We start from the raw sequence: 20,344 nt of genomic DNA, 5'->3' as shown, positions 1-20,344 counted from the left end.
GTTTGGTTTTGGGGCTTTTTTGTATCTGGCAGATGGCTCTGACTATTCGGCTGACTGGCGAGTAATGTGCGCTATTTTCTTTGCCGTTTGCGCCAGGGCAGGATCACAAAGCGCATCCACAGATGCAAAAACAGCAACCCGTTAAACGCAAAGCCGGCAATGATCAAACTGATCGACTCAATACTGGCCGGATCGTGACGAAATCCCAGCCACCAGATAATCCAGCACAACACAGATAAGACCGTCAGCTGATCCATGCAGCGCTGACAACGGCCGATTTTCTTCCAGAACCAGTTTTCCTGGCAGTCATGACATCCCATGCCTTCCTCCGCACTCTACCTTGACAGTATATCGCGAAGTCATGAGGTGATCGTCTGGCTTTTTTTAGGGTTGTATTGTCGGGCAAAACAGAGAAACGCCTCTTCGTGCCACAGCAGTGAAGAGGCGTTGGGGGGTGTCCAGGAGTGCGCGATGCGTCAGCCGAATAAGGTTCAGCCCAGGTAGCTTTCCAGCTCTTCGCTGCCACCGATGTGTTTTCCGCCGATAAAGACTTGGGGTACAGTTGAGCGGCCGGAGATGGCACGCAGGCTGACGGTTGTGGCATCTTTGCCCAAGATCACTTCTTCGTATTGCAAACCGTGGTCAATCAGGTTTTGTTTGGCCTTGACGCAGAATGGACAGCCTGGTTTGCTGAATACGGTGATCGACTCCTGCACTTTGTACTCGGGCGCCACATAAGCCAGCATAGTATCTGCGTCAGACACTTTGAACGGGTCGCCCGGTTCATTCGGTTCGATAAACATTTTGGCCACAATGCCGTTTTTGACCAGCATGCTGTAGCGCCAAGAGCGCGGACCAAATCCGAGCTCATTTTTGTTCACCAGCATGCCCATTCCCTGAGTAAACTCACCGTTACCGTCAGGAATGAACGTAATGTTGTCCGCTTCCTGATCGTTTTTCCATGCGTTCATCACAAAAGCATCGTTCACCGATACACATAAGATGGCGTCGACCCCATGTTCTTTAAACACCGGAAACAGCTCGTTGTATCGTGGCAAATGGCTGGATGAGCAGGTCGGCGTGAAGGCACCCGGCAGACTGAAAACGATCACGGTTCGGTTGTTAAACAGCTCGTCGCTGGTGACATTGACCCAGCTATCGCCCTGACGGGTAGGGAAAGTCACTTGTGGTACAGCCTGGCCTTCTTTCGATGCAAACATACGGTTTCCTTCTGATTCTTAGAGTTCGGTCAATGCGACGCGGTAAGTGGTGCGCTGCATGCAATAACGTTATTATCGAAAAAACCTTTTGATAGCTCTAATCGTTTGATGCTATGGTTTTGATAGTTCCTTTCTATTAAATGGGGAGATCAAAACAGCGATGAACATTCGTGATTTTGAATATTTGGTTGCCTTGGCAGAACATAAGCATTTCCGCAAAGCGGCCGAGGCCTGTTTCGTCAGTCAGCCGACACTGAGCGGGCAAATTCGCAAGCTGGAAGATGAGCTAGGTACGGTGCTGCTCGAGCGCAGTAGCCGCCGGGTACTGTTCACCGAGTCGGGCTTGCAACTGGTGGAGCAGGCCAAGCGGGTACTGAACGAAGTCAAAAACTTTCGTGACATGGCCAGCGGTCAAAGTGGCGCCATGAGCGGACCGATGCACATTGGCTTCATTCCCACCGTGGGGCCGTACATATTGCCGCGTATTGTCCCGTTCCTTAAAGACCAGTTCCCTGAGCTGGAGCTTTACCTACATGAAGCCCAGACCCAGCAACTGGTGCGCGAACTGGAAGATGGCAAGCTCGATTGCCTGGTGCTGGCGTCAGTCGCGGAGACGTCAGCGTTTAAAGAGATTGAAGTGTATAACGAACCTCTGAGTGTTGCGGTGCCGTGCGATCATGAATGGGCCAAGCTGGATGAAGTGGACATGCATGAGCTGAGTGGTAAAACCGTACTGGCTCTGGGGGACGGCCACTGTCTGCGCGATCAGGCACTCGGTTTCTGTTTTGCGGCCGGCGCCAAAGACGATGAGCGTTTTAAGGCCACCAGCCTGGAAACGCTGCGCAATATGGTCGCGGCTGGCGCGGGTATTACTCTCTTGCCAGAGCTGTCACTGCCAAGCGAACAGCAAAAAGATGGGGTGTGTTACCTCAAAGCGGTCAACCCGGAACCGTCTCGCAGTATTGTACTGGTTTATCGCCCAGGCTCGCCGTTAAGACAGCGTTTTGAACAGCTGGCTGCAGCCATCAAAGCGCGTCTCACCGAGCATCACGCTTCGCAAGCGGCCTGAACTGAATCGGTCATCGGTATAAAAAAGGCTGAAGGTTTCCCTTCAGCCTTTTGCGTTTTAGCCCGGATCAGAACAGGCCTTCGTCGTCTTCACTGTTGCTGTAGATGCTGTCGCTGAAGCTGTCGCTGATGTACTCTTTCGGCTCGGTGCCGTTTTCGAAATACTCAAACATTGAACTGCCATCAGTCTTATTGGTCAGCATACCGCTGTCGCGATCAATGCGTACCCGAACGATATTGGCCGGGATCGCTTTGTCTTGCTGTGGTACGCCGTTAAGCGCGGTGCGCATGAACTCAATCCAGGCTGGCTGGGCGGTTTTCGCCCCGGCTTCGGCGCCGGAAATTTGTCCTTTGCCTAAGTTGCGGTTCGGTGTGGTGCGTCCCAGGTTGCGGTTGTGATCGTCAAAGCCGACCCAGGCAATGGCAACGATCCCCGGCGCGTAACCGTTGTACCAGGCGTCTTTGGAATCGTTGGTGGTACCGGTTTTACCGCCGATATCGCGACGTTCCAGTTTCTGAGCCCGCCAGCCGGTGCCATTCCAACCCGTGCCGTCGCGCCAGCTGCCACCACCCCAAATGTTGCTGTACATCATTTCTCGTACCAGGAAGGCCGTCTGAGAGGAGATCACCTGAGGTGCATATGATGGAGTCTCGCTGCTTTCGGTGGTCTCAGTGACGTCGTGCTCAGCAAACTCATTGGCTGCGGTCGGTTGTGGCTCTTGAGGACAGTCCTGACGACAGATGGTTTTCGGCGTAGCCTTGAACAGCTCATCACCAAACGGCCCTTCGGCACGCTTGATGACAAAAGGTTCGATATAGTAACCGCCATTGGCGAAGACTGAGTAACCCTGCGCCAGTTTCATTGGTGTTAGGCTGCCAGCCCCCAGAGCGATGGTCTCAGAGTGTGGCACCTGGTTGATGTCAAAGCCAAAGCGGGGCAGGTAATTCCGGGTTTCATCCAGTCCGACGGCGCGCAGTACACGCACAGCCATGACGTTTTTCGACTGAGCCAGACCAACGCGAAGGCGGGTAGGGCCGACGTAGGTTGGTGGTGAGTTCTTCGGACGCCACGCGGTGCCCTGACTCTTGTCCCATTTGTTGATTGGCGCATCATTGATCAGCGTCGCGAGGGTCATGCCATGGTCGAGCGCGGCGGAGTAAATGAACGGCTTGATACCGGATCCCACCTGACGCACTGACATGGTCACACGGTTAAACTTATTGTGTACGTAGTTAAATCCGCCCACCATTGCCAGCACAGCGCCGTTGTCCGGATTAACGGCGACAAATGCAGTTTGAGCACTTGGTACCTGGCTTAAACGCCATACCTGACGAGCGGGCTCCCCCTCTTTTTCTGCTGCCTGACTGACCTGGCGTACCCAGATCTGTTCGCCGACGTTCAGTATATCGCTGGCATTATTCGGGGCTGAGCCCTGACGATTGTCATTGATGAACTTTCTTGCCCAGTCGATCTCATCCCATTGCAGAGTCTGCGCTCCGCGGTTTTTGACTTCGACGGTGGCACTCTTACCGTCAACGTTAGTCACCACTGCCGGGATCAGTTGGCCATACGTCGGTACGTTGTCCAGCTCGGCGTCGATCTGTTTGACTGTCCAGGCTGTTTCGCCGTCTTTCCAAAGCACTTTTTCAGCGCCGCGGTAACCATGACGTTCATCGTACCCCAGCAGGTTGTCGATCGCGGCACGGTTGGCCGCTTCCTGCAGCTTAGAATCGATGGTCGTAAAGATCTTCATGCCCGAGGTGTAGGCGTCTTCGCCGTACTGTGCAATCGCCCAGGCCCGGGCCATCTCTGCGGCATACGGCGCATGCAATTGAATCTGCGCGCCATGGTAGCTGGCCACAACGGGCTCAGAATGCGCCTGATCGTATTCCTGTTGCGTGATGTATTTTTCATCCAGCATACGCATCAGTACGACATTGCGGCGCGAGGTCGCCCGCTCGATCGAATACAGCGGGTTCATGGTCGACGGCGCTTTCGGCATACCGGCCAGAACGGCAATTTCGTTCAGGCTCAGATCTTTGAGGTCTTTCCCAAAGTAGACCCGCGCTGCGGCACCGAATCCGTAAGAGCGGTAACCGAGGAAAATCTTATTGACGTACAGCTCTATGATTTCCTGCTTGCTCAGCAACTGTTCAATGTGCACGGCGATAAAGATCTCTTTGACTTTACGCATGATGCTTTTTTCGTTGGTGAGGAAGAAGTTACGAGCCAATTGTTGGGTGATGGTACTCGCCCCTTGTTTAGCATGGCCGGACAGGGCGACCACGAACGCGGCACGAGCAATACCAATCGGATCCACACCCGGGTGCTCATAGAAACGGCTGTCTTCGGTCGCAATCAGCGCTTCGATCAGATGCTGCGGAATTTCGTCGTAGGTGACCGGAATTCGACGTTTTTCACCAAACTGTGAAATCAGCTTCCCGTCTTCGCTGAAGACTTGCATCGGAGTCTCGAGTTTGACGTCTTTGAGCGTCGCGATGTCTGGCAATTCTGGTTTTACGTACAGGTAAAAACCAAAAATTGTACCGACTCCAAGAATCGTGCAAATCAATATAAAAATGAACAATCGCTTTATGAACTTCACCGGATAATCCCTGATTAGTTTAGGCTGCGTATATGCAAACCCTTGTACTCTAAGCTAAAAACTTAGCTCAAAAATTTCGTCGTGTTGTTAAACCACCAACTAAAGCGTTCTGAGCTAAGCATAGTCACTGGAGCTAAGCTGTATGGGTAAATCACTAGTTACTGGCATTGATATCGGTCATCACAGTCTTAAAGCTGTGGTGATCAAACCTGTGTGCGGAGCACACGTATTGGTTGGTTATCATGAGGTGGCAGTAACGAACGCCATATTCTCTGATAACCACAAGTTAAATTATCAGGAAATTGTAAAGAAACTCAAAGAACTAAGGAAGGGATTGCCTTGGTTTAATGGCAAAGTCGCGATATCTGTCCCCGACAATGTGGTAATAACCAAAACTTTACAACTAGATAGCGCCCCTGCTGCGGACGAGGAAGCCTTGGCGGTCAGTGAGGCATTTGTCCGCCAATCGGCGTTTCCGGCGCAAGAGCTGAGTCTGGATTTTGTGCCCGTTTCGTCTGTTGAGCTGCGTTATCAGGTGTATGCCACCAAACGTGAGCTGGTCGAACAGTGGACACGGGTGCTCAAACGGGCCGGTTTGCGTCCGTTGTACATGACGACGGATGCACAGGCTCTGTTGCAACTCTGGCAGCAGACTCCTGCGCTGGGCGAGCGCAACGCGTTGCTGGTGGATGTTGGTTTAACGCGTACATTGATAGGGCGTAATTTTGTCACTCAGCCGGCATTTTACAAGACGCTGGAGCATCGCCCGGCCGGAGACACTCCGCGGTTGGACCCGGAGCAACTGATCTGTCAGCTTCGGCGTGATATTCAGATGTGCCGCTCGGTTCACGGTGAGGAGAGTGTTCAGTGCCTTGTGCTGACTGGCGGGGGCGCGCAGAGTATGGCGCCGCGTTTGTCTGCCGCGTTGGCACTGCCTTGTCAGCTTGAGTCGCCCTGGCCGTTACTGGAACAAATTCCACAAGGTGGCGCTTCTTTTGCGGGCGCGCTTGGTATTGCGCTGCGCGCATTACACTGGCAGGAGTCTCGCTATGGTGCATGACATCAATCTGTTCCCCTGGCGAGAGTTCGAGCAGGCCCGCTACCGGCGCCGCTTTTATCTCATGGCGCTAGTGATGGCGCTGTTAAGCGGCATTGCCTTACGTTTGGGGGGCGCTTACCTCGAAACCCAACAGCAGCATCAGCAACGTCGGATGACCCTGTTGCATCAGCAACAGGAAGTGCTGGCCCGTCACCACCATCAATGGCTTGATACCCGTGAGAAATTCAACGCGCTGGCGCAGCGTCAGGCGATCCTGACCGCCATACAGACGAAGCGTAACCGGACCACAAATCTGCTCAATGCGTTACCCGGGTGGATCCCGGACGGCGTGTATCTGGATACGTTGACGCTCAATGGCCAGCGGGTGCGTCTGAGCGGGGTCGGTGATAACACCGCGACGTTGACTCGTCTGCTGGCCAATCTTGAGCAAGCCAGGCAAGTGAGTGGCATCAATATGCACTCAGTGATCCAGGGAGTCGCACGCTTTGAACGGCCTTTTGCGCAATTTGAGTTGTCTTTTTCTTTGCTCGAAGAGGCGCCTTTGGTGAATGAGAATGACTGAGTGGCGAGCTCTGGAACTGACGGATATGGCGGAGTGGCCGCGTATCGCGCAGGGCGGGGCGTTGGTCGCCGGGCTCTTGTTGATGCAACTGCTTGGTTATCAATTTTACTTATCTCCCAAGCTAACGACACTGCATCAACTGCGTCAGCAGGAGAGCGAGCTCAGTGAGTACCTTGAACGGACGGCGTTGCAGGTGGCGCAGCTTCCGGCTCAGCAACGGCAATTGCGTCAAGCCCAGCAAGCGTTTGACGCGCAGTTGCGCGCGTTACCTGCCGAGCAGGAGCTGGCCAGTTTGCTGGCGGCGGTAAATCAGGCGGGTGTGCAGCACCAACTGACGATCAGCCGCATCGATTGGGGTGCGCGTCAGCGACAGGGCGATCTGTATCGCCTGCCGCTGAATCTGGAATGGAAGGGTGAGTATCACGATATCGGCCGCTTTGTGGCCGCCATTGCGGCGTTGCCAAGATTGATCCATTTCGATGAATTGCGCTGGCAAAGGGTCACGCCGGACAGTGAGCAACTGCAGGTGCGGGCGCGCGCCGTTACTTATCAGTATCAACCTGAGGGAAAGCCGAATGACTAACGTCATGCGTGTGCTGCTGTGGGTCACATTGCTGTGTGGGTGCCGTGCGAATCAGCAGGCGTTGCCGAACTGGACAGTGCCCGCAGACCCTGCTGCCTCCATCGCCCCTGACGTGTTGGATAGTGGCGTTCCAACGGCGGTCTATCGCCAATCAGCGGCGCGCTCGCCGTTCGCTCTGCCGCAGGATGTGGTGGTGCCAACAACCGACAAGCCTGCAGCCCGTTGTGGTGTGGTGCCGCCCGCGAGCAGTGTGCCTGTGCGACTGGCTGGTGTGGCACTCGCATCACTGCGCTTAACCGGCACCATGGGCAAAGGGAGAGCCATCCGGGCGTTGGTTGCAACGCCACAAGGCCGGGTTGAATCTGTATCGCCGGGAGAGTGGCTGGGCACTGCGGCCGGTCAGGTACTGGAGGTGTCTGATCACCAACTGGTGGTAGAAGAGATTCTCCCCGACGGAGACGGATGCTGGACCCGCCACCCAGTCACGCTGACGATGCAATAAACGACGACGGAAAGGAATTATGAAACACGGATTGTTACGTCCCCACGGCTCACCGACCTTCTATTTATGGTGTGCTCTGCTGCACGCGCTGCTCAGTTTGTCAGTAATGGCCGCCCCTATGAATCAATTGCTGAGCGTCGATTTTGGCCTTGGAGAGTCGCAACAAGCCAACATTGTGGCGGTGCTGTCGTCTGAAACAGTGGTGCTGGATGTCCGGCGAGTTGAAAGCGGGCTGCTGGTGGAGCTATTGCACACTCAGGTTGATGATGCGCAACTGGCGATCCTGGATGTGACCGATTTCGCGACACCTGTCTCACGCATAAAGATAAGCCGAACTGCCGATGGGGCGATGTTGCAACTGGCGATTGATGGGGCGTTTGAATACGACTATCGACTCGATGGCGCGCGTTTGGTGATGACGGTTGCTGCGCGTCACACGTCGCCTCAGGAAGCGCGTTTTGCTGCACGTGGCCAGCCTATGTCGATCAACTTCCAGGACATCCCGGTACGCAGTGTGTTGCAGCTGATTGCCGACTACAACCAATTCAATCTGGTGGTCGCTGATTCGGTCAGCGGTAATTTGACTCTGCGTCTGGACGGGGTTCCCTGGCAGCAGATTTTAGACACCATCTTACAGGTCAAAGGCTTGGGGAAGCAGGTTGAGGGCAATGTGGTGTTGGTAGCGCCACTGGCGGAACTGGAGTCGCGGGCTCAGCATCAGCGTCAGGCGCAAAGGGCCGGGGAGCTGCAGTCGGCCATCATACCGGTTCGTTTTGCCAACGCCGTCGATGTGGCAAAGATGTTGGGGGGTGATGGTGCCTTCAGTATGTTGTCGGAGCAAGGCGCGATCTCGGTGGACCAACGGACTAATGCGTTGCTGATCCGTGAATCCCCCCTGTTGTTGAGGGAGATCCGGCAGATGGTGGCGGCACTGGATGTGCCGGTCAAACAGGTACAAATTGAAGCGCGTATTGTCAGTATCAGTGAAGGTAATCTCGATGAACTGGGGGTTCGCTGGGGCTTCAATACCACACATGGTGACACCAGTGTCGGTGCCAGTATCGAGAGCAATTGGTTCCAGGCGGGTCTGGCAGATGTCGAGCAGTTACCGGTGGATGATTTTCTTAACGTCAATCTCGCCGCCAGTTCTCCGGGAGCGTCGTCGATCGCATTTCAGGTTGCCAAGCTCGGTTCGGATCTGCTGCTCGATCTGGAACTGTCGGCGCTGCAGCGCGAGTCCAAAGCGGAAATCATTTCCAGTCCGAGGCTGATCACCACCAACAAACAGGCGGCGTACATCGAACAGGGCACCGAGATCCCCTATCTGGAATCCACCTCCAGCGGGGCGACGTCGGTGGCGTTTAAAAAAGCGGTACTGAGTCTTAAAGTGACGCCGCAAATCACACCGGATAACCGTTTAATACTGGATTTGAATGTCACGCAGGACCGCCCCGGGGAAGTGGTCAAAACCGGGACAGGGGAAGCCGTGGCGATCAACACCCAGCGGATTGGCACTCAGGTATTGGTCAACAACGGCGAAACCGTGGTGCTGGGCGGTATTTTCCAGCACAACATCATCAACACTACTGACAAGGTGCCACTGCTGGGTGATCTGCCACTGCTCGGGGCGCTGTTCCGCCGCAGTTATGAGCAGTTAGGTAAAAGTGAGCTGCTGATTTTTGTCACTCCGCGTGTGGTGCCGGATCGGCCCAACAGCGATGAGAGAAAAATAAATTTGCATTAGGGGCACCTTATCTAGATAATTTCGGGTCTTATCACGAATTATCGGTGAGGAATAGGTGCCACAAGCATTCCTATCGCAGGCGACTGCCTGATGTCTCTTGTGGCGATGTCATTGAATTAACGTTGTAAATTACTGCTAAACATGGCTGAGAAACGCAATATTTTCCTTGTTGGCCCAATGGGCGCCGGCAAAAGCACAATAGGTAGACACCTAGCTCAACAACTGCATATGGAGTTTGTTGATTCAGATACTGTGATTGAAGAACGTACAGGTGCCGATATCGCATGGGTATTTGACGTTGAAGGTGAAGAAGGCTTCCGTAAACGTGAGGAAGCGGTGATCAATGATCTGACCGAAGAACAAGGTATTGTTCTGGCTACCGGTGGTGGCTCAATCAAGAGCAAAGAGAACCGTAACCGTCTGTCTGCCCGTGGCATCGTTGTTTATTTGGAAACAACAATCGAGAAGCAGCTTGCACGCACCAACCGCGACAAGAAGCGACCTCTACTGCAAACTGACAACCCGCGTGAAGTACTGGAGTCTCTGGCTGAAGAGCGTAACCCTCTGTACGAAGAAATCGCAGATTACACGGTCCGTACGGACGATCAAAGTGCAAAAGTGGTAGCCAACCAGATCGTAAAAATGCTAGAAGAACGTTAAGTCGTTTTATTTAGCCTTGGAGTGATTACCATGGAACGGATTACGGTCAGTTTAGATGAGCGTAGCTACCCAATCTCAATTGGTGCCGGATTATTCAATGATCCGGCCCACCTTTCTCTCTTATCAGCGCAGCAAAAAGTCGTCGTCATCAGCAATGAAACGGTCGCCCCTTTGTACGCTGACACTATTCTGAGTTTGCTCGAACAACGCGGTTGTGACGCCACGCTGCTGACGCTGCCCGATGGTGAGCAATACAAAACTCTGGATACTTTTAACCAGGTGATGAGCTTTTTGCTCGAAGGCAATGTCAGTCGTGATGTCGTCATCGTGGCCCTGGGGGGCGGTGTGATCGGCGATCTGGTCGGATTCGCTGCTGCCTGCTATCAACGCGGTGTGGATTTTATTCAGATCCCGACCACCTTACTGTCCCAGGTGGATTCGTCCGTGGGCGGCAAAACGGCCGTGAATCATCCGCTCGGTAAGAACATGATCGGCGCGTTTTATCAGCCGAAAGCCGTCATCATTGACACCGACTGCCTCAAAACCTTGCCAGCGAGAGAGTTTGCTGCCGGTATGGCCGAAGTGATCAAATACGGCATCATCTACGATGCGGATTTCTTTACCTGGCTGGAAACCAACCTGGATAAGCTGTATGCACTGGACGAGCAAGCCCTGACCTACGCTATTGCCCGTTGCTGCCAAATTAAAGCCGAAGTGGTGGCACAAGATGAAAAAGAATCGGGCATTCGCGCGCTGCTGAATCTCGGTCACACGTTTGGCCACGCCATCGAAGCGGAGCTGGGCTACGGCAACTGGCTGCACGGTGAAGCGGTGTCCTCAGGCATGGCCATGGCTGCCAAAACTGCGCAACTGCAGGGAATGATTGATGATGTCGATTTGGAGCGAATCGTGGCGTTGCTGCGTCGTGCCAACCTGCCGGTGCACACACCACCAAGCATGACATTCACGGATTTCCTCCAACACATGATGCGCGACAAGAAAGTACTCTCTGGTGAGTTGCGTCTGGTTTTGCCGACCAGTATCGGCACCGCCGACGTGGTCAAAGGGGTACCGGAAGCCGTGATCGAACAAGCGATCGACTCCTGTCGCGATTTGGTATAGCCTGAATACTTATCTTTCTAAAATCAACGGTATAGCAGATAGCTGAACGGGTAGGACGGCCGCAATGAGTTTGTCTCATGAATTACGTGTACTGGAATTGGACTCACAAACGCAAGTGCTTGAGCGACTGCGGTTGCTGACCGAGTTTGGTTCCAATCTGGTGAATGTCTCCGGCGTCGCCGGGGCAGGTAAATCCTGGCTGGCGCAACGTTATCTGGAAGCTTGGGTCAGCGACAAAGATCAGTCATTGTTGCTGTGTCACCCGAGTCAGGATGACCATCAGCGTCGTTCTACCTTGCTGTCTCAAGTCGTGTCCGGTGGTACGTTCAATCCTCAGGACAGCCTGATTGACAGCCTCACGCGCATGCTGGATGGCGAAAGTTGCGATCTGGTCATCGTGGTCGATGACGCCCATCTGTTGAGTGAAGGTCTGATTTCTGAGCTGTGGCGATTAGTGCAACGCGCTCAGCAACAACCAGCCTGGAACATCAGCGTGGTGCTGTTCAGTCAGAGCGGCAGTCTCGATAGGTTGCTGGAACGACTCAGTGACGGGCAGGATATCCGGCCGATCGACATTGAAATTGAGTCATTCTCGCAAAATGAGGCTGATCGGTTTTTTGAACAGCTGGTGATGCGCTATGTTGAAGATGACATGGAACGCCAGGTGCGCCATGCGTATCGTAAAGTGACGCTCACGCCGGGGGAGATTATGGCACTCAGTGAACAGAAGGCTGAAAAACGCATCATTATTCGTTCCATCGTCGGCTCTCCAGTACGAATTGCGCTGCTGGTGCTGATCTTGTTGCTTCTGCTTGGCGGCGGCTACTGGTGGATGATGAGTCAGCCGGGGCCGGGTGAGCGCATTGAGCAGTTGACCGCCGGCGGCGAACAGACTGTGATACCGACACTGCCGCAGGATGGTACAGCCACTTCTGGCGATGTGAGTGAACTGCCCGCCTCCGGTGCGGACGACGATTCAGCGGCGCTGCCGCCGGATGTGATTGATACCACAGCTTCGGTCGGTGAAGCCGACAGCAAGCAGCAACGGGTGGTGATCACATCGGATGTGGTGGACGCGCTACTGGAAGGTAAAACCAGCTCAAAGGCCACGAATAAGACACCAGCGGTGGCCCAAGACACGGCCGAAGACGGCAAAGTGCAAGATAAACTCTCAGCTGACACGCCAGTCCGCCAGACTCCGGATCCAGACACCACAGCATCTCCGCCTGCGCCGGCTGCATCTCCAGCCGCAGTGCAATTCTCATTTGCCCGTGAAGAACTGATGGCGTTTTCACCGCGCAGTTACACTTTGCAACTGGCGGCGGTCACCAGTCTGCAAGAGGTACAGCAGTTTATCGATCAGTATCAGCTGGCCGGAAAAGTGCGGGTCTACCCGACGGTACGTAGCGGTCAGGACTGGTATATTGTTACCTACCAGAACTATCCGACTATCCAACTGGCCCGTGATGCGGTGGCGACATTACCGGACGCATTGCAACAGCTTGAGCCCTGGGCAAAATCCATTCGTCAGGTACAGCGCGAGATCGAACGTGCAAAATAGCCTGAGATTCACCTGAAAATATGTTACATTCCGCAGCCTTATTTTTGCGGTTGATAGATAGAGCAGTAGATGAAGAAGCAGCGAGCCTTCCTGAAATGGGCAGGTGGAAAATATGGTCTAGTCGAAGATATTCAGCGCCACCTCCCGGATGCTCGTAAACTGGTTGAACCGTTTGTGGGAGCGGGCTCGGTGTTTCTTAATACCAACTACGATCATTATTTACTGGCGGACATCAATCCGGATCTGATCAATCTCTATAATTTGCTCAAAGAGCGTCCTCAGGAATACATCTCGGAAGCGCAGCGCTGGTTTACGCCTGACAACAACCGCAAAGAGGCGTACCTGTCGATCCGGGCTGAGTTCAATCAATCCGATGACGTGATGTTCCGTTCACTGGCGTTCTTGTATATGAACCGCTTTGGTTTTAACGGCTTGTGCCGTTACAACAAAAAAGGCGGCTTCAATGTCCCGTTCGGCTCGTATAAAAAACCTTACTTCCCTCAACAAGAGCTGGAGTTTTTTGCCGACAAAGCCCGCAAGGCGACGTTTGTCTGTGAAAGCTATACCGATACCTTTAAGCGCGCACGCAAAGGCAGTGTCGTGTACTGCGATCCGCCGTATGCGCCGCTGTCGACGACCGCCAATTTCACCTCTTACGCTGGCAACGGCTTTACGCTGGATGATCAGGCCGCTTTGGCGGATGTGGCAGAAAAGGCCGCCACAGAGCGTGGCATTCCAGTATTGATCTCCAATCACGATACTACGCTGACGCGCCGTTTATACCATGGCGCGCAACTGAACGTGGTCAAAGTCAAACGCACCATCAGCCGTAATGGCGCCGGGCGCAATAAGGTCGATGAGTTACTCGCCTTGTTCAAACCCGCCGACGATAACCAGGAATAATTCACTCCGCTTCTAGGATCTCTGTGCCCGGTTGGGTAGAATTGCAGCCATCGATTGCATTCTTCCCAATTGCCCAGAGGTCAGGTATGAAAGATTTTCTTATTGCTCCATCGATTCTGTCAGCGGATTTTGCCCGTCTTGGTGAAGACGTAGAGAAGGTGTTGGCGGCTGGCGCCGACGTGGTGCACTTTGATGTTATGGATAACCATTACGTACCGAACCTGACTTTTGGTGCACCAGTGTGTAAAGCGCTGCGCGACTATGGCATTACGGCACCGATCGATGTGCATCTGATGGTGAAACCGGTTGATCGCATCATCCCGGATTTTGCCAAAGCCGGCGCGTCGATGATTACCTTTCACGTTGAAGCTTCGGAACACGTCGACCGCACGCTGCAGTTGATCAAAGAGCACGGTTGTCAGGCTGGCGTGGTACTCAACCCAGCGACACCCTTGTCGCAACTGGAGTTCATCATGGACAAAGTCGACATGATCCTGTTGATGTCGGTCAACCCTGGCTTTGGTGGTCAGTCGTTCATTCCCCATACGCTGGATAAACTGCGCGCGGTACGACAACTGATCGATCAGTCCGGACGCGATATCCGCCTGGAAATCGACGGGGGAGTGAAAGTCGACAACATTCGCGAAATTGCTCAGGCTGGTGCAGACATGTTTGTTGCCGGCTCGGCGATTTTTGGCCAGCCGGATTATCAGCAAGTGATTGATCAAATGCGCGCTGAACTGGCCGAAGTACAATAACCCTGAAAAAGTACAATAACCCTGAAACAGGATACGGTTTTGAATTTGAATGACATTAAGCTGATTGCGTTTGATTTGGATGGCACCTTGCTCGATAGCGTGCCGGATCTGGCCGTGGCCGCTGATCAGGCGGTACGTCAACTTGGTTATCCCGCCGTCAGCGAAACGCAGGTGCGTGACTACGTTGGCAACGGTGCGGACGTATTGATTGGCCGTGCGCTGAGTCAGAGTATGACGGTGGATCCGGCGTTGTCGCCGTCTTTGCTGGCAGAGGCTCGGACACTGTTTGATGCGTTTTATGCCCAGACGCATCACAAGCTGAGTCACCTGTACCCGAATGTCAAAGCGACACTGCAAGAGTTGCGTGATGCCGGGTTTGTGCTGGCGCTGGTGACCAACAAACCGTCCCAGTTTGTACCGGAGATCCTGACGCAACACGGTATCGATTCCTTCTTTGTGGACGTGCTCGGCGGAGATGCGTTTGCTGAGAAAAAACCCAACCCGATTGCCCTGCAATGGCTGATCGACAAACATCAGATCCGCGTCGAGCAGATGCTGATGGTGGGGGATTCGAAAAACGACATTCTGGCGGCAAAAAACGCCGGCTGTCATTCGTTTGGACTGACCTATGGGTATAACCATGGTGAGCCTATCGCCAATGCCGGTCCAGACTACGTCGCCGACAACATTGCCCAGTTACTCGATGTTGTTCTCGTTTCGGCCGAATTGGCGGAAAAGATCTAGCAAAATACTCATCAATGAGTACACTGCTTAAACCGTGCAGCGACAGCGGGCACGGTTTTTCATTTTTTGAACCCTGGTATTAAGAAGTCAAAGGAACTATTCCATGAGCAAACCCATTGTATTGAGTGGTGTTCAACCGTCAGGTGAACTAAGTATCGGTAACTACCTGGGTGCTCTACGTCAATGGCAACAGATGCAGGACGATTACGACTGTCAGTACTGCGTGGTGGATCTGCATGCGATTACGGTCCGTCAGGATCCGAAAGCGCTGCACGAAGCGACGCTGGACGCACTGGCGATCTGTCTGGCGGTTGGTGTTGACCCTAAGAAGAGCACGCTTTTTGTTCAGTCACACGTACCTGAGCATGCTCAACTGGGTTGGCTTCTTAACTGTTACACCCAGATGGGTGAACTGAACCGCATGACGCAGTTCAAAGACAAGTCTCAACGTTACGCCAACGATGTCAACGTTGGCCTGTACGATTACCCGGTACTGATGGCGGCAGACATTCTGTTGTACGGTGCCAACCAGGTGCCGGTCGGCAGTGACCAGAAGCAACATCTGGAACTGGCGCGTGATATCGCGACCCGATTCAATAATATCTACAGCCCTGAGCAGCCTATCTTCACCATTCCGGAGCCGTACATCCCGCAAGTGAATGCGCGCGTCATGAGCCTGCAGGATGCGACGAAGAAGATGTCCAAGTCGGATGATAACCGCAAGAACGTCATCACCTTGCTGGAAGAGCCGAAGTCGATCCTCAAGAAGATCAACAAGGCTCAGACCGACACGGAAACCCCACCGCGTATTGCGCATGACGTGGACAACAAGGCGGGCATTTCTAACCTGATGGGTCTGTATTCTGCGGCGACTGGCAAAACGTTTGCTGAAATTGAAGCTCAGTACCAGGGTGTGGAAATGTATGGGCCGTTTAAGAAAGACGTCGGTGAAGCGTTGGTGGCCATGCTGGAACCCGTGCAGTCCGAGTATCACCGTATTCGTGAAGACCGTGACTTCCTCAACAGCGTGATGCGTGACGGGGCAGAAAAAGCCTCAGCTCGCGCAGCGCAAACCCTGAAACAGGCGTACGAAGTGGTGGGTTTTGTTCCTCGCCCTTAACCGTCTGTGATTCCGGTTTGGACAAGCCTCGCCATTCGGCGGGGCTTTTTTTTTGGCCGCGATATTTTTTCAATGAAATGTTGATTGTTTTGTTAGTAAATCCAATCTGTTAGAAAAACAGCAACGTCTGATGTTGAAAATATGACTGTGATCCAAATATTCACACTATTTATGAGATAAACCTCTCGCTGTAACTGAATGTTACTTTTAGTTTCATAAAAATCATCAACACTGCTCATGGTTTTTACGTAATTACTCAATTTCATAGTGACTTAACACACAGTTTCTCATTCTTCAGGAACATGGAAACCATTTGAGGTGCAGATTAATGAAACGAAACATCGCGTTATCGCTGGTCGCCACGGCGGTAAGCAGCACGCTGGCCATGCCGGCAGCAGCGGATATCCTTCTCTCACAATACGTTGAAGGTGGCAGTTACAACAAGGCGATTGAAATTGCCAACACCGGCGATGAGGCCGTCAGTTTGGATGGGTACCGTCTGGCAAAATCGCGTAACGGCGGTGGGAGCTGGGATGACATCATGTCGCTGCAAGGCAAAGTGCTACAGGCCCACAGTGTACTGGTGATCGCCAATTCTCAGGCCAGCAGTGACATTCTGGCACTGAGCGATGACACCAATGATTCGGTTGTCAGTTTCAACGGTGACGATCCGGTGGCCCTGCTGAATCAAGATGGCAGTGTGCATGATGTGCTGGGTGACATGGGCGACGTTGACTGGGGCAAAGATGTGACGCTGGTGCGTAACACTGACAGCATGACCCCGTCTGCGACTTTCCAGCCAGCTCAATGGTCCAGTCTGGCCAAAGACAGCCTGGAAGGACTTGGCAGTCTGGATGGCAGCGAGCCACCAGCGGCATTTGCCTGTGTGATGGACGATGGCTCTGAGCCCCAGTTTACCGCGATTCAAACCATTCAGGGTGAAGGCGATACCTCTCCGTTCATCAGTGGCTACCCGTACATCACCGACGAAGATTTCTATGTCAAAGGTGTGGTCAGTGCCGTGACCACCGGGCTGACGAAAGGCTTCTATCTGCAGTCTCTGGAAGACGATTACAATCCGCAGACCTCCGAAGGCCTGTTTGTCCACACGAATCAAACCAGCTCCAGCCTGAAGGCGGGCGATGTGGTGTGCGTGAAAGGGAAAGTCCAGGAATACTACAACCTGACGCAGCTCAAAGCGGAAAATAACCAGTGGGTGAAGCAGGATGAGCAGCCGGCGCCAACGGCGCATGAGATTGTGATTCTGCCGTCGGATGCCAATTTTGACCAGACCCTGGAACGTTACGAAGGCATGTTGGTGAAGACATCGGCGGATCTCGACATGCGCGTGACCCGTACGTTTGGTTACGACTATGACGCACGTCGCAACAATATGGTGCTGGCACAGGGTCGCATCAATATGCAGCCAAACCAAATGTTTGCCGCCGGCTCCGAGCAGGCGCAGCAACAGAGTCTGGAAAACGCACAGCGCCGTCTGTTTGTGGAATCTGATCAGAAAGCCAAAGACGGCGAAGTGCCTTACTACCCGGACTTTGGTCGTACCGATGTGGATCAGAATGGGTCAACCGAGGATTACATCCGCATCGACGATACCTTAGTTGGTCTGGAAGGCGTACTGAGCTACAGCTATGGTGAGTACCGCCTGATCGCGACTCAGCCATTAAGTCAGGACAATTTTGTACGCAACGATCCACGCACAGAGAAGCCAGACATGTACGAAGGCGATCTGCGCATCGCGACGTTCAATGTACTCAACTACTTCAATTCGCCGTTTGGTGGTGACGCCAACCCGCACGGTGGTAACCGTGGTGCGAACAACTACGAAGAGTTTGAACTGCAACAGGCGAAAATCGTCAACGCCATTTTGCGTCTGGATGCTGACATTATTGGCCTGATGGAAATCGAAAACAACGGTTTTGGTGAAGGCGGAGCCATTCGTCAGTTGGTGGATCAGCTCAATCAGCGCATCGACGACAAACACCGCCGCTATGCCGTCGCAGCGCTGGATACTAACGGTGACGGCAAAGCCGATCAGAACGATACCATCGGAACTGACGTCATCACCACGGGTGTGATCTACCGACCAAAAGTGGTCAAGCTGAAACAAACCCGCGTGATCCCAATGCCAAGCCAGCAGGCACCGGAAGTGCTGGATGAAGACGGTAAGGTGATCGAAGACGGTAAGAACTATCAGCGTGATACCCTGGCGCCGACGTTTAAAGTCAAAGGCACCAACGAGACCATCACGGTAGCGATCAACCACCTGAAATCCAAAGGCTCGAAATGTTGGGAAGACGCCGCACCGATTGAGCAGGGGGGCCAGGGCGGACTGGATGCCGACAAACAGGGATCTTGTGAGAATTTTCGTGTTGCCGCGGCAGTGGCGCTGGGAGAAGCACTCGAGCAGATCGACGGTCACAAAGTCATTCTGGGTGACATGAACTCATACTGCATGGAAGATCCGATGCTGGTACTGACGGATTACAGCCCGGAGAAATACGGAAAATCGATCAAAGCTGCGCGCAACACCTTCATCAATGGTCAACCTCAGTTTGGTGACCAGGGGGCGTTGATCACCAAGAGCTACGGCTACATCAATGCCGTGGCAATGCAGCATCCCGACAGTTGGAGCTACTCGTTTAACGACGAAGTCGGGGCGTTGGATCACCTGTTAATCAGCCCGAGTCTGCAGGGCAAGTTTGTCGATGCCACAGACTGGCACATCAACGGCGGGGAATCGACGCTGTTTGATTACAACAACGAGTACAAAGGCGATCTGCCGAAGTATCAGGATCACTTCCGTGCCTCGGATCATGATCCGGCAGTCCTGGAGCTGAACATGGGGGGCTCATTTGGCCTTGGCATGCTGATGTCGTTGTTCGGATTGGCCGCGTGGCGCCGTCGCCGCTAGGACTCTCGCTCTGATTCACGCCCCGTCAAACGACGGGGCGTTTTTGCTTCAGGCGCGAATGGCATCGATCAAATAGTCGATAAACAGGCGTACTCGCGGCGTCAGGTGACGACGGCTGGGATACAGAATGTTCATGGTGGCATCCGGGAGGTGATAGTCCTCAAACAGTCGCACCAGACTGGGATCCTTGATCTCATCAGCGAGGAAGTTGGCAATCAAGCCTACGCCCATGCCTTGCTGGACCATTGACATCGCGCCCAATGGGGCATTGCAGATGTGTTTCGGCCGAGTTTGGATTTCACAGCGCTGGCCTTGCGGGTTGGTCAGTGTCAGTCGATCCTGCGGCAGATTCAGCCGGGTTAGCGTGACCCAGGGGTGCTGCTCCAGATCTTTTAACTGTGTCAACGGCGGGGCGTCAGCCAGGTATGTCTGACTGGCGTACACGCCCATTTCAAACGGTGCCAGCTCGCGCCCGACCATGGAGCTGGACGTCAGTTCGCCCATACGAATGACCACATCCAACTGGGCGGCAACCGGATCCTGCAACCCGTCATCGAGCTGAATGTCGAACACCACATTCGGGTACTGCGTTGAAAAGCTGGAAATTAACGGGCTCAGCACATAACTGCCTACATCGATGGTGGTGCCGATCCGGATCACGCCAGCGACATCGCTGGACAAATGCTGGATGGCGGTCACGGCCTGCTCGGCCAGAGGCAACAGGCCATTACTGTGCTGATAAAAGGCGTGCCCTTCGGTGGTCAGGCTGATTTTACGTGTCGAGCGGTGCAGCAGGCGCACATTGAGGCGGCTTTCCAGAGAGCGGACCTGCTCGCTGACTTTAGATTTGGCCATGCCCAGTGACGCGCCGGCGGAAGTAAACGAGCCGCATTCGACCACTTTATTGAAGATGGCGATACGCTTTAACTCATTCAACATGTGATTGTTCCCTTCTTGGTAACCTTCGGTTCTTATTTTGTTATCTAGCCAACACCTGATATTCACCAAATAATGACAGCGCTATTTAGAGGGAAATAAACCATTTTGGTTTCCATGAATAGTCATCAAATAATAAATCGCCACCTCAATATGGTGGTATTGGGATATTTATTCCTAAAACCTACTGGAATTAATTATCAACTTAGCAATGTCAATCTTCTGAATATCAATATTGTGCAAATATTCTCGTTGTTTTTTGA

At 53.4% G+C, this 20,344-nt stretch carries 18 protein-coding genes; 14 read left to right on the top strand and 4 right to left on the bottom strand.

What is annotated here, in order from left to right; translation table 11 throughout:
- Positions 1–71: 71 nt before the first annotated feature.
- Together CAG64_RS11800 and CAG64_RS11795 are read right to left on the bottom strand one after the other, a co-directional pair.
- Positions 72–320: a DUF3624 domain-containing protein gene (locus CAG64_RS11800; RefSeq protein ID WP_021704519.1), complete on the bottom strand. Its 249-nt coding sequence runs from the start codon at positions 318–320 to the stop codon at positions 72–74.
- Between the two features lie 171 nt (positions 321–491).
- Entirely contained in the window at positions 492–1,220 is a 729-nt protein-coding gene (locus tag CAG64_RS11795) for a glutathione peroxidase (protein WP_021704518.1), read from the bottom strand.
- A gap of 160 nt (positions 1,221–1,380) precedes the next feature.
- Here CAG64_RS11795 and oxyR point away from each other — a divergent pair, with 160 nt between their 5' ends.
- The gene (gene oxyR / locus CAG64_RS11790; protein ID WP_161447775.1) at positions 1,381–2,289 is read left to right on the top strand and encodes a DNA-binding transcriptional regulator OxyR; all 909 of its coding nucleotides are present in this window, start codon (positions 1,381–1,383) and stop codon (positions 2,287–2,289) included.
- Between the two features lie 67 nt (positions 2,290–2,356).
- On the opposite strand, the gene CAG64_RS11785 is transcribed toward oxyR, so the two are convergent.
- The gene (locus CAG64_RS11785) at positions 2,357–4,894 is read right to left on the bottom strand and encodes a PBP1A family penicillin-binding protein (protein WP_161447777.1); all 2,538 of its coding nucleotides are present in this window, start codon (positions 4,892–4,894) and stop codon (positions 2,357–2,359) included.
- 142 nt (positions 4,895–5,036) lie between these two features.
- On the opposite strand from CAG64_RS11785, the gene pilM reads away from it, so the two are divergent.
- From pilM to CAG64_RS11720, 13 genes are all read left to right on the top strand, one after another.
- Complete coding sequence (pilM, locus tag CAG64_RS11780) at positions 5,037–5,954, top strand: type IV pilus biogenesis protein PilM (protein WP_161447779.1); 918 nt, start codon at positions 5,037–5,039, stop codon at positions 5,952–5,954.
- Positions 5,944–6,516, top strand: a complete 573-nt coding sequence (locus CAG64_RS11775) for a PilN domain-containing protein (RefSeq protein ID WP_161447780.1) — start codon at positions 5,944–5,946, stop codon at positions 6,514–6,516. The genes pilM and CAG64_RS11775 overlap by 11 nt, the downstream gene beginning before the upstream one ends.
- Entirely contained in the window at positions 6,509–7,099 is a 591-nt protein-coding gene (locus tag CAG64_RS11770; protein WP_161447783.1) for a type 4a pilus biogenesis protein PilO, read from the top strand. Before CAG64_RS11775 ends, CAG64_RS11770 begins: the two co-directional genes overlap by 8 nt.
- Complete coding sequence (locus CAG64_RS11765; protein WP_161447785.1) at positions 7,092–7,601, top strand: pilus assembly protein PilP; 510 nt, start codon at positions 7,092–7,094, stop codon at positions 7,599–7,601. Before CAG64_RS11770 ends, CAG64_RS11765 begins: the two co-directional genes overlap by 8 nt.
- Positions 7,602–7,620: 19 nt before the next feature.
- Positions 7,621–9,345 carry a type IV pilus secretin PilQ gene (locus CAG64_RS11760; RefSeq protein WP_161447787.1) on the top strand — a complete coding sequence of 575 codons (1,725 nt, stop codon included), beginning with the start codon at positions 7,621–7,623 and terminating at the stop codon, positions 9,343–9,345.
- A gap of 141 nt (positions 9,346–9,486) precedes the next feature.
- Positions 9,487–10,005 carry a shikimate kinase AroK gene (gene aroK / locus CAG64_RS11755; RefSeq protein WP_021704510.1) on the top strand — a complete coding sequence of 173 codons (519 nt, stop codon included), beginning with the start codon at positions 9,487–9,489 and terminating at the stop codon, positions 10,003–10,005.
- A gap of 30 nt (positions 10,006–10,035) precedes the next feature.
- On the top strand, positions 10,036–11,127 hold the full coding sequence (aroB, locus tag CAG64_RS11750; RefSeq protein ID WP_161447789.1) for a 3-dehydroquinate synthase: 1,092 nt from the start codon (positions 10,036–10,038) through the stop codon (positions 11,125–11,127).
- A gap of 64 nt (positions 11,128–11,191) precedes the next feature.
- Positions 11,192–12,688: an SPOR domain-containing protein gene (locus CAG64_RS11745; protein ID WP_161447790.1), complete on the top strand. Its 1,497-nt coding sequence runs from the start codon at positions 11,192–11,194 to the stop codon at positions 12,686–12,688.
- A 69-nt stretch (positions 12,689–12,757) separates the two neighbouring features.
- On the top strand, positions 12,758–13,591 hold the full coding sequence (locus tag CAG64_RS11740; protein WP_021704507.1) for a Dam family site-specific DNA-(adenine-N6)-methyltransferase: 834 nt from the start codon (positions 12,758–12,760) through the stop codon (positions 13,589–13,591).
- Between the two features lie 86 nt (positions 13,592–13,677).
- Positions 13,678–14,349, top strand: coding sequence for a ribulose-phosphate 3-epimerase (rpe, locus tag CAG64_RS11735; RefSeq protein ID WP_021704506.1), 672 nt, complete (start codon positions 13,678–13,680; stop codon positions 14,347–14,349).
- Positions 14,350–14,388: 39 nt separating this feature from the next.
- Positions 14,389–15,093, top strand: coding sequence for a phosphoglycolate phosphatase (locus tag CAG64_RS11730; protein WP_202600872.1), 705 nt, complete (start codon positions 14,389–14,391; stop codon positions 15,091–15,093).
- Positions 15,094–15,196: 103 nt separating this feature from the next.
- Complete coding sequence (gene trpS / locus CAG64_RS11725; protein ID WP_161447792.1) at positions 15,197–16,213, top strand: tryptophan--tRNA ligase; 1,017 nt, start codon at positions 15,197–15,199, stop codon at positions 16,211–16,213.
- Positions 16,214–16,541: 328 nt separating this feature from the next.
- Positions 16,542–19,145, top strand: a complete 2,604-nt coding sequence (locus CAG64_RS11720; RefSeq protein ID WP_161447644.1) for an ExeM/NucH family extracellular endonuclease — start codon at positions 16,542–16,544, stop codon at positions 19,143–19,145.
- Positions 19,146–19,193: 48 nt separating this feature from the next.
- Here CAG64_RS11720 and CAG64_RS11715 read toward each other — a convergent pair whose 3' ends face one another.
- Positions 19,194–20,084: a LysR family transcriptional regulator gene (locus CAG64_RS11715; protein ID WP_161447642.1), complete on the bottom strand. Its 891-nt coding sequence runs from the start codon at positions 20,082–20,084 to the stop codon at positions 19,194–19,196.
- Positions 20,085–20,344 lie beyond the last annotated feature (260 nt).

The organism is Vibrio sp. V38_P2S17PM301 (genome assembly GCF_009904845.1).
Classification (GTDB): Bacteria; Pseudomonadota; Gammaproteobacteria; order Enterobacterales; family Vibrionaceae; genus Vibrio; species Vibrio proteolyticus.
This window is presented reverse-complemented; position numbering and strand designations above follow the sequence as displayed.

Bases quoted from the DNA above. Each gene is read 5' to 3' on its own strand.
- CAG64_RS11745 (WP_161447790.1), top strand. From the start codon at position 11,192: ATGAGTTTGTCTCATGAATTACGTGTACTGGAATTGGACTCACAAACG.
- CAG64_RS11715 (WP_161447642.1), bottom strand. From the start codon at position 20,084: ATGTTGAATGAGTTAAAGCGTATCGCCATCTTCAATAAAGTGGTCGAA.
- CAG64_RS11740 (WP_021704507.1), top strand. From the start codon at position 12,758: ATGAAGAAGCAGCGAGCCTTCCTGAAATGGGCAGGTGGAAAATATGGT.
- CAG64_RS11720 (WP_161447644.1), top strand. From the start codon at position 16,542: ATGAAACGAAACATCGCGTTATCGCTGGTCGCCACGGCGGTAAGCAGC.
- pilM (WP_161447779.1), top strand. From the start codon at position 5,037: ATGGGTAAATCACTAGTTACTGGCATTGATATCGGTCATCACAGTCTT.
- rpe (WP_021704506.1), top strand. From the start codon at position 13,678: ATGAAAGATTTTCTTATTGCTCCATCGATTCTGTCAGCGGATTTTGCC.
- oxyR (WP_161447775.1), top strand. From the start codon at position 1,381: ATGAACATTCGTGATTTTGAATATTTGGTTGCCTTGGCAGAACATAAG.
- CAG64_RS11770 (WP_161447783.1), top strand. From the start codon at position 6,509: ATGACTGAGTGGCGAGCTCTGGAACTGACGGATATGGCGGAGTGGCCG.
- CAG64_RS11800 (WP_021704519.1), bottom strand. From the start codon at position 320: ATGGGATGTCATGACTGCCAGGAAAACTGGTTCTGGAAGAAAATCGGC.
- CAG64_RS11775 (WP_161447780.1), top strand. From the start codon at position 5,944: ATGGTGCATGACATCAATCTGTTCCCCTGGCGAGAGTTCGAGCAGGCC.
- CAG64_RS11760 (WP_161447787.1), top strand. From the start codon at position 7,621: ATGAAACACGGATTGTTACGTCCCCACGGCTCACCGACCTTCTATTTA.
- CAG64_RS11795 (WP_021704518.1), bottom strand. From the start codon at position 1,220: ATGTTTGCATCGAAAGAAGGCCAGGCTGTACCACAAGTGACTTTCCCT.
- trpS (WP_161447792.1), top strand. From the start codon at position 15,197: ATGAGCAAACCCATTGTATTGAGTGGTGTTCAACCGTCAGGTGAACTA.
- aroB (WP_161447789.1), top strand. From the start codon at position 10,036: ATGGAACGGATTACGGTCAGTTTAGATGAGCGTAGCTACCCAATCTCA.
- aroK (WP_021704510.1), top strand. From the start codon at position 9,487: ATGGCTGAGAAACGCAATATTTTCCTTGTTGGCCCAATGGGCGCCGGC.
- CAG64_RS11765 (WP_161447785.1), top strand. From the start codon at position 7,092: ATGACTAACGTCATGCGTGTGCTGCTGTGGGTCACATTGCTGTGTGGG.